At 68.5% G+C, this 5,906-nt stretch carries 6 protein-coding genes; 4 read left to right on the forward strand and 2 right to left on the reverse strand.

Going from position 1 to position 5,906, the window contains the following annotated elements:
• A partial coding sequence (locus AC5JJ6_RS37810) for a hypothetical protein (RefSeq protein ID WP_496046974.1) occupies positions 1 to 207 on the reverse strand: 207 nt, incomplete at its 3' end.
• Positions 208 to 323: 116 nt separating this feature from the next.
• A complete protein-coding gene (locus AC5JJ6_RS37815; RefSeq protein WP_496046975.1) occupies positions 324 to 1,742 on the reverse strand; it encodes a calcium-binding protein in 1,419 nt (472 codons plus the stop codon).
• An 84-nt stretch (positions 1,743 to 1,826) separates the two neighbouring features.
• Here AC5JJ6_RS37815 and AC5JJ6_RS37820 point away from each other — a divergent pair, with 84 nt between their 5' ends.
• The 4 genes from AC5JJ6_RS37820 to AC5JJ6_RS37835 form a co-directional block, all read left to right on the forward strand.
• Positions 1,827 to 2,735 (forward strand): amidohydrolase family protein, encoded by a 909-nt coding sequence (locus AC5JJ6_RS37820; protein WP_496046976.1) that lies wholly within the window; start codon positions 1,827 to 1,829, stop codon positions 2,733 to 2,735.
• A gap of 91 nt (positions 2,736 to 2,826) precedes the next feature.
• Positions 2,827 to 4,101 (forward strand): MFS transporter, encoded by a 1,275-nt coding sequence (locus tag AC5JJ6_RS37825; RefSeq protein WP_496046977.1) that lies wholly within the window; start codon positions 2,827 to 2,829, stop codon positions 4,099 to 4,101.
• A gap of 20 nt (positions 4,102 to 4,121) precedes the next feature.
• Positions 4,122 to 4,859, forward strand: a complete 738-nt coding sequence (gene pxpB, locus AC5JJ6_RS37830; RefSeq protein ID WP_496046978.1) for a 5-oxoprolinase subunit PxpB — start codon at positions 4,122 to 4,124, stop codon at positions 4,857 to 4,859.
• A partial coding sequence (locus AC5JJ6_RS37835) for a 5-oxoprolinase subunit C family protein (protein WP_496046979.1) occupies positions 4,856 to 5,906 on the forward strand: 1,051 nt, incomplete at its 3' end. The genes pxpB and AC5JJ6_RS37835, both read left to right, overlap by 4 nt.

Raw genomic sequence — 5,906 nt, forward strand, 5'->3', positions numbered from 1 at the left:
TCCGTCCAGCACGTCCAGCCGGCCCTCGAGCAGGGCGTGGCTCTTCGCATGCACGCTCCGCAGCGCGTGGCCGCCGTCCTTGAAGGTCGTTTCGCTGATCTTCCGCAGCGTCTCGATCAGTTTCTCGGTGGTTTCGGCCTCGTCCGGCTCGGGCGTTTCGACGCCGGGCGAATAGGGAATGGGATCTGCGGAGAGGGAAGGGGGCATCGCGTACTTTTCCGGATATTCGCCGATATCGGCTTCCGGGAAACAACAGGAGCGGCAGGGAACCGGTTCCACGACAGCACTGCCGCTCTCCGCCCCGATTTTCGGGATGCCGGCAGTCAGGCGAAAACGTAGTCCTGGCCTTCCTGAAGCCCGATGACCCCGACGGTCAGCGACCCTCCGTCCCAGGTGAAGACCGTGGCCCCGTCCGATTCGTCCTTGGTGAACCGGCGGCTGCCCAGCCGCCATTCGATCAGGTCGCCGCCCGCGGCGCCCGCACCCTCGAACCCGGTTATCGTGTCGCTCCCCGCGCCGCTGAACCCGACGACGAAGGTATCGTCACCCGTCCCGCCATCGACGGTGTCGGCGCCGCCCTTGGCCAACTCGAACCTGTCGTTGCCTCCCCGCCCGGACAGGACCTCGTCCCCTGCGCCGTCCTTGAAGCTGTCGCCGAAGATCGAGTTGCTGCCGATGACGGTCACGTCCCGGTCGGTGAACGCCTGATAGAACACGTTCTCTCCGGAAACGGAAAAATCGAAGCGCTCTATATCGGAGAAGCCGGCATATCTGTTCTGGTCGCCGGCTGAATCGCCGACCATGACGACGTCTTCCAGGGTGAGGAAGCCGAACCGGTCGGGCGTGTCGGACAGGCCGACATACAGGTCGATCCTGTAGGATTCCGACTGGTCCGGCACGTCGCCCCGTACCGTGACGCGGAAGTCGAGCGTGTCGAAACCCGTGCCCCCATCGAGTTCGCCGAACAGATCCTGGTTTATGGGGGTGGTCACGTTGTCCAGTTCCACCGTCAGCAGGTCGTCCCCCGCACCGCCGCGCAGGACGTTGGTGTCCAGTCCCCCGTCGAACAGAAAGTCGTTGCCGCCACGTCCGTCAAGCACGTCCCGGCCGCCGTTCCCGCGGAAGACATCGCGGTTCTCCGTTCCCAGCACGGTCGTCCTGCCGTCGTTGCCGTCGAAGATCCCACGGGTTTCGGCACCTCTCAGGTCGAAGACCTCTATGTCATAGACATATCCCCAAAGCTGAGCGCCCTCGTCGACCTCGAAGTCGCCGATGGTGACGATCGGTTCGCCTCCCCCGGCAAACTCCGGATCTCCGCCCCTAAGATTGATCCGCGTGATCGCGGGTTCCACCAGCGGTTCGTTGGAGGACGACTGGTAATCCTCGGTCGCGTTGTTGACGATGCGCAGGGTGTCGGTGCCGGAACCGCCGTCGAACAGGTTCTCCTCGATCAATCCTGGGCGCACCAGCACGGCGCCCGGGTCCCAGACGAGAAGGTCGTCTCCCGCCTCGCCGGAAAGCTGGGCGACGCCCCAGCCGTCGAGATAATCGTTGCCGGCGCCGCCGTAGAGCAGGTCCAGCCCGGCCTGTCCGTAGAGCCGGTCGTTGCCGTCGCCGCCCAGCAACACGTCGTCGCCGGCGCCGCCGGTCAGCCGGTCGTTGCCCGCGAGCCCAAGCAGGATATCGGCCTCGGCTCCACCGGTCAGGGTGTCGGCGCCAAGGTCGCCGATCTGAGTAGCCATAGTGTCCCTCCCTATATTTTGAGGAGCATGCTACTACTGTAGATTGTTGTTGGCTTAGTCCCTTCAGTTCGTGACCTTTAGATCATGACCGACGCTTCCACTTCGACCGGCCGCTTCCCTGCTTGCCCCGCTCCGGACCCGGCGCCGCACGGCCCGGCCCGCTTCACGGTTCCACCCGGCGCCGTGGATACCCACGCCCACGTCATCGGCCTGCCGCCGCACTACCCCTTCGTGGACACGCGCAGCTACACGCCGCCGGAGGCGACGCCGCAAGCCTATCTGCGCATGCTGGACGCCACCGGAATGACCTACGGGGTGCTGGTCCAGGTCAGCGTCCACGGCACCGACAACCGGCTGATGGTGCGGACGCTGAAGTCGCACCCCGGCTGCCTGAAGGGGATCGCCGTCGCTCCGCTGGGACTTCCCGATGCGGCTTACGAGGAATTGAAGCAGGCGGGCGTCGTCGGGCTCCGGCTCAACGTCCTCTACGGCGGCGGCATCGGCTTCGATCAGGTCGAGCGATACGGCGCTCTCGCCCGGGAACTCGGCTGGCACCTCCAGTTCCTGGTGGATGCCAGGGACCTGACGCCGATGGCGCCGCGTCTCGGCCGCTTGCCCGTGCCCTTCGTCGTGGACCACATGGGCCATTTCCCGACCTCGCGCGGGACGGGAGACCAGGGCTTCCGGACGCTCGTCTCGCTGGTTCGCGACGGCGCCTGGGTCAAGCTGTCCGGCGCGTACCGCCTGACCGGGGAAGAGCCGCCCTATGCCGATACCGTTCCCTTCGCGCGGAAGCTCCACGAGGCCGCACCGGACCGCTGCGTCTGGGGTTCCGATTGGCCGCATGTCGCGCACTGGGGCACGATGATGAATGTCGGCGACCTGCTCGACCTGCTGGCCGACTGGGTGCCGGACGAACAGGCCCGCAACAGGGTGCTGGCCGGCAATCCGGCCGCCCTCTACGGCTTCGCCCCTCCCGCCCGGGCGGTATGACGGAAATTCCACGGCGCAGGTGCGGAACCACCGATCGCCGACGCGGTTCCCCGCATCGTAGAAACCTGCGGTGGAGTTCCGTATGGGCTGGATGAGCGATCTGGAGCCGAAGGAGAAGCGGACGCTGGGCGCCTGCTTCGGCGGCTGGGCGATGGATTCCTTCGACGTCAATCTCTATGGGCTGGTTATCCCGAGCCTGCTCACGGTGCTGCATTTCACGATGGCCGAGGCGGGGATGCTCGCCACCGTGGCGCTGCTGCTGTCCGCCGTCGGCGGCTGGATAACCGGCATGCTCAGCGACCGCTACGGCCGCGTCCGCATCCTGCAATGGACGATCCTGTGGTTCGCCTTCTTCACTTTCCTGTCCGGCTTCGCGCAGGACTTCAACCAGCTCTTCATCTGCCGCGCCCTGCAGGGCCTCGGCTTCGGCGGCGAATGGGCGGCCGGAGCCGTCCTGATCGGCGAAACCATCCGCGACAAGTATCGCGGCCGGGCGGTCGGCACCGTTCAGAGCGGATGGGCGGTCGGCTGGGCCGCCGCGACCATCCTGTTCTGGGGCGTCTTCAGCCTGCTGCCGGAGGAACTGGCGTGGCGCGTCATGTTCTGGTTCGGTCTGGCACCGGCCCTGCTGGTCTTCTACGTCAGGCGCTTCGTGCCCGAGCCGGAATTGAGGAAGCAGGCCGAGCCGGTGCAGGCATCGGCGCTGTCGCAGCTGACATCGGTGTTCCGGCCCGACGTGCTGCCCCTGATCGTCGCCACGTCGATCCTCGCGACCGGCGCACAGGGCGGCTACTACGCCGTCACGACATGGCTTCCGACCTTCCTGCGGACCGAGCGTCACCTGACCGTGCTGGGAACCTCCAGCTACCTGCTGGTGCTGATCGCCGGCGCCTTCGCCGGCTACCTGACCGCCGCCCATGCCGCCGACCGCCTGGGGCGCAAGCCGACTTTCCTGATCTTCGGGCTGGGGGCCGGCGCCGTCGTCGGGCTCTATATGCTGCTGCCGATCGGCAACAGCCTGATGCTGGTGCTGGGCTTCCCGCTCGGGTTCTTCTCCAGCGGCATCTTCTCGCCGATGGGCGCTTTCCTGGCGGAGCTGTTCCCGACCGAGATCCGGGGCACCGCGCAGGGCTTCGCCTATAATTTCGGCCGGGCGGTAGGGGCGCTCTTCCCGTCCCTGATCGGGTACCTGAGCGCGAAGGTTGGCCTGGGCACCGCGATTGGGCTATTCACGGTCGGAGCCTATACGCTGCTGCTGCTGGCGCTGCTCGTCCTGCCGGAAACGCGCGGGCGGAGCCTCGCCGATATCAGGCTCGGCGGCGGGACCGCAAGCGTCGCCGCACCGGTCCGGCGGGAAGTCAGGTGACGGGAAGGACGAGGCGCCGAATGGGGATGGACGACGACGGGAAGACCCCGCTGAAGCTCCTGCCGGCCGGAGAGGCGGCCCTGCTGGTCGAGCTTGGCGACGCCATCGACCCCGACCTGAACGAGGCCGTCCACCGGCTGGACGCCGCGATCAACCGGGCCGCACCCGATGGCTTGGTCGAGACGGTGCCGACCTACCGCTCCATCCTGGTGACCTTCGACCCGACCCGCACGACCGAAGCCGCCCTTGCCGCCGCGATCTCGTCCCTCGATGCGTCGGCACCCGAGGCGAGCGCCGCGGAGCGCCGCCGCTGGTTCGTCCCGGTCCGTTTCGGCGGCGAGCACGGCGAGGACCTGGCCGCCGTCGCCGAACGCGCCGGCCTCAGCCCGGAGGAAGTCGTCGATCTGCACTGCGGCGCCGATTTCCGCGTCTACATGCTGGGCTTCTCGCCTGGCTTCGCCTATCTCGGCGGCCTGCCGGCGGCCCTGCACCTGCCCCGGCGGGAGAACCCTCGGTCGGTCACCCCCGCCGGCAGCTTCATGCAGGGAGGCGCCCAGGCGGCGCTGTCGCCGGTCGCAATGCCGAGCGGCTGGCACCTGATCGGTAAGACTCCGCTGCGCCTGTTCGACCCCGGCCGCTCCCAGCCCTTCCTGCTGGCCCCCGGCGACCGGGTGCGTCTGGTCGCCATCACGGTTGGGGACTTCGACCTGATGGCCGGCGACGGCGACCGGCTGCCCGAGAGCGAGGTCATCGGATGAGCGGCGCGCTTGAAGTCATCGCGGCCGGCCCCGGCTCGACCCTTCAGGACCGGGGACGCCTGGGCCATCAGCGCTTCGGCGTCTCGACCGCCGGGGCGGCGGACCCGCTGCTGCTGGCCGCATCCAACGCCCTGGTCGGCAACGACGCCTTCGAGGGCGCCATCGAGTTCACGCTGGTCGGCGACACACTGGAAGTCGCCGCCCAGTCCTGCCGCATCGCCGTGACCGGCGACGCCGAGCTGACGATCGACGGGCAGCCGCACCTGCCCTGGACCAGCCACCGCCTGACGCAGGGCCAGCGCCTGCGCGTGGGCGCGCTGGCGACGGGTGCGCGCGGCTATCTGGCGGTGGCCGGCGGCTTCGACGCGGCACCCGTGCTCGGCAGCGTATCCACCCATCTGCGCAGCGGGTTGGGCGGCTTCGCCGGCACCAGGCTCCGGCCGGGCGACCGCCTGCCCCTGAAGCTGGCGGAGGCGCCGCAGGAGCCGGAACGGGTGCTGGATCCGCGCCGCATCCTCGACCGCTCCGGCGTGCTGAGGGTGGTCCTGGGTCCGCAGAAGTCGCATTTCACCGAGGCCGGTCTGGCGACATTCCTGGAGAGCGAATTCACCGTCACCGCCGAGGCCGACCGCATGGGCTACCGGCTGGACGGCCCGGCCGTCGAGCATTCCGGCGGCTTCAACATCATCTCCGACGGCATTCCGCTGGGCGCCGTCCAGGTGCCGGGCACCGGCAGGCCGATCGTCCTGCTGGCCGACCGCCAGACCACCGGCGGCTACCCCAAGATCGCCTGCGTGATCGTCCCGGACGTGGCGGCCCTGTCGCAGTTCCGGCCCGGCGCCAAGCTGCGTTTCCGGGCTGTTACGGTCGAGGAGGGGACCGAGGCCCACCGCGCCTTCGCCGAGCTGATCGGCAACCTTCCGGCCCTGGTCGAGACGGCCATCCCCGGCGGCGTCCTGGACAGCGAGCGGCTGCTGTCGCTAAACCTGATAGACGGGATGGTCCTAGCCGGCAAGGCGCCGGAACCGCCGCCATTGCGAATGGACA

The organism is Skermanella sp. (genome assembly GCF_059503625.1).

What these genes read in the sequence shown, in the direction of transcription:
- AC5JJ6_RS37820 (WP_496046976.1), top strand. Translation starts at nt 1,827, where the DNA reads ATGACCGACGCTTCCACTTCGACCGGCCGCTTCCCTGCTTGCCCCGCT.
- AC5JJ6_RS37815 (WP_496046975.1), bottom strand. Translation starts at nt 1,742, where the DNA reads ATGGCTACTCAGATCGGCGACCTTGGCGCCGACACCCTGACCGGTGGA.
- pxpB (WP_496046978.1), top strand. Translation starts at nt 4,122, where the DNA reads ATGGGGATGGACGACGACGGGAAGACCCCGCTGAAGCTCCTGCCGGCC.
- AC5JJ6_RS37825 (WP_496046977.1), top strand. Translation starts at nt 2,827, where the DNA reads ATGAGCGATCTGGAGCCGAAGGAGAAGCGGACGCTGGGCGCCTGCTTC.